Annotated in this window: 2 protein-coding genes and 1 pseudogene; 2 read left to right on the forward strand and 1 reads right to left on the reverse strand. The window is 71.1% G+C overall.

Annotated features, from left to right (window positions below; translation table 11 throughout):
- The coding region (locus tag QK444_RS35500) for an NAD(P)/FAD-dependent oxidoreductase (protein WP_282786398.1) at window positions 1-738 on the forward strand (738 nt) is incomplete at its 5' end.
- 239 nt (window positions 739-977) lie between these two features.
- Here QK444_RS35500 and QK444_RS35505 read toward each other — a convergent pair.
- Window positions 978-1610 (reverse strand): hypothetical protein, encoded by a 633-nt coding sequence (locus tag QK444_RS35505; RefSeq protein ID WP_282786400.1) that lies wholly within the window; start codon window positions 1608-1610, stop codon window positions 978-980.
- A 335-nt stretch (window positions 1611-1945) separates the two neighbouring features.
- Between QK444_RS35505 and QK444_RS35510 the strand changes: the two are divergent.
- A pseudogene (locus QK444_RS35510) lies at window positions 1946-2558 on the forward strand (hypothetical protein); the annotation flags it as partial.

Genomic DNA, 2558 nt, shown 5'->3' on the forward strand with positions numbered 1-2558 from the left:
GAGGTGCGCGGCTACGGCGGCGAGATCGTCGACGGTGAGGTCACGGCGGTGGCGCGCACGGACGACGGTTTCGCGGTGACGCTGCGCGACGGCGGGGCGGTGCGAGCGCGGCGACTGCTGGTGACCACCGGGCTGGCCGACGAACTGCCCGATATCGCGGGACTGCGCGAACGCTGGGGGCGCGAGGTGGTGCACTGCCCCTACTGCTACGGCTGGGAGGTGCGCGATCAGCCCATCGGCGTCATCGCCACCGGGCCGATGTCGGTGCACGGCGCACTACTGTTCCGGCAGTTGAGCGCCGATGTGGCGTTTCTCGCCAACGATCTGCCGTTGAGCGCGGACCAGCGGGAGGAGCTGGCGGCGCGGGGAATCGAGGTCGTCGAGGGGGCGGTGGCCGCACTGGAGATCACCCAGGACCGGCTCACCGGTGTGCGGCTGGCCGATGGCACGCTCATCCCCCGCACCACGGTGGCGGTCGCCTCGCGCATGGTGGCGCGCGCCGAATTCCTCGCGGGCCTGGGCCTGACCGCGGTCGCCCACCCCTCCGGTATGGGCGAGCACATCCCCGCCGACCCGACCGGCCGTACCGAGGTGCCGGGTGTCTGGGCCGCGGGCAATGTCACCGACCTGTCCGCCCAGGTCGGCAGCGCCGCCGCCGCGGGCGCCATGGCCGGTGCGCAGATCAACGCCGACCTGGTGGCCGAAGAGGTCCGCGCAGCCGTGGCCGCGCGCGTCTGACTCGGCACGGAAGAACGCGGGTCGGACCGCGCCCGGGCGGTGCCGCCGCCGTTCGGGCGCGGTGCCCGTGTCCGGCGCGGCGCGCATCGGCTGGAGATGCGGGTGGTGTGCGGGACGGACCACCCGATGCGAACCGGCGGGAGTGGAGTCGGCGCGCCGTGGTCGGCATTCCGGGCACGCGACATTGCCGGTGCGCATGTATGCCAGCCGAGTCGCGGCGGCGCAAATGGGACAGCCGACTAGTCGGGTTGCGGCAATCGCACGGCATCAGCGGGGATATCCGGGACCGCTTCCACCACCACGGATTTCAGGGCCGGATCGGGCAGGAGCAAACGCCAGTCGTCGTGCGACCAGACGACTGTCTGAGTGTTTGCCGCAATGCTGTTGTCCGAGTAGATGCTGTACACGAGCAACTGGGCGCGATCCTCGGCGTACGTGGTGAACCGGTAGGCGGCGATGCGGGGAGCCAGTTCCACGGAGGCGGGTTGGGTGACCGAGATCCGGGCGCGGGCCAGCACCCATTCGTCCTTGCCGGGGCCGGGTACGAGGGTCTGCGCGGCGATCTTCGACCAGGTGGCGTCGGGGGCCAGGGAGATGCGGACGGTGTGGTGGATGGCGGCCAATGCCGCACCCTGTGGGGTGTGCGAGTAGCCCAGGGCGGCCTCGGCGACGCGGGTGGGACCGTCCTTGCCGCCGAAGGGAAGTCGCACACCCTGCCAGGTCTCCCAGTGAATGTCGGCCGGTGGCCGGTTCGGGTCGGGGGGCGCCGAGGTGGGTGCGGACGATGGGGTGTCGGAGAGGCCGCAGGCGGCGGCGGTGATCAGTGTCAGCAGGAGCAGCGCCGTTCGCTGGCAGATTGCTGATAGGCGCACGAGCCTCCCCTTCGCGGATCGGGGCGCTGATGAAAGGTGTTGCGGGGCACGGCTGCCGCGCACTCCCGCCGATCTTATTGTGGCGGATTCGGAGGATGTCGGCTATCCAAGGGAATTCATACCGACTCGTCCGTATTCAGTTGCCGGACCTCAGTTTCGGGTACCATCATCCCGGCAAAACATCATCGCAGGTGACGGGGACTCATCGCGGGGTAATTGCGGCGGGAACCCGATATGTCACCCGGGGTGGTGACGGCCGACCGCAGTGGGCGTCCAGAGGGTTTGGTGTGGGATGTGCGGTCGGCGCGACACCCGCCGCGAAAAGGGGATCCGGAATGACCGCTAGACGCACATTGACCGCTCTCTCCGTCCTACCCGTGGTCCTCGCCGCGGGACACGGCGTGGCCGGGGCGGCACCGGGACAACCCGGGCTCGCGGTGCCCGGCGAGGGACAACCGGGACTGACCCAGCCGCCCCAGGCCCCCGCGACACCGCCCACACCCAGCCCGGCCGACTGGATTCCGGACCCACCCCCACCTCCGCCCCGGCCCCGGCCGCAGCAGCAGGTGCAGCCGAATATCGACACCCTGGTGCAGCCGCCGAGCCAGCGCGAACAGCCCTCCGAACCCGAGGCCGAGCCCGCGCGGCCCGCACCGGAAACGCCGTACATTCCGGAGAATCCGCACCAGCTGCGGCTCGGCACCGGCATCGTCGACCTGCCCGAATGGGTGGACGTACGGACGCGCGACAAGGCGCAGGCGTACGCGGACTGGGCGGAATGGCAGATCGCCGCCGCCTACGACGGCATGGGTTTCTCGCGTGAGGAATCCGACCGCATGGCCGCCACCAGCTCGATGGGCGCACTGCTCGGAGCCGGTACGGCGGGCGCACTCGCCCCGGCCGTGCTGGTGCCGATCGGCTGCGGTGTCGGCGCGGCCGTCGGCGCCC

It is taken from the genome of Nocardia sp. CC201C, from assembly GCF_030010695.1.
Lineage (GTDB): Bacteria > Actinomycetota > Actinomycetes > Mycobacteriales > Mycobacteriaceae > Nocardia > Nocardia otitidiscaviarum.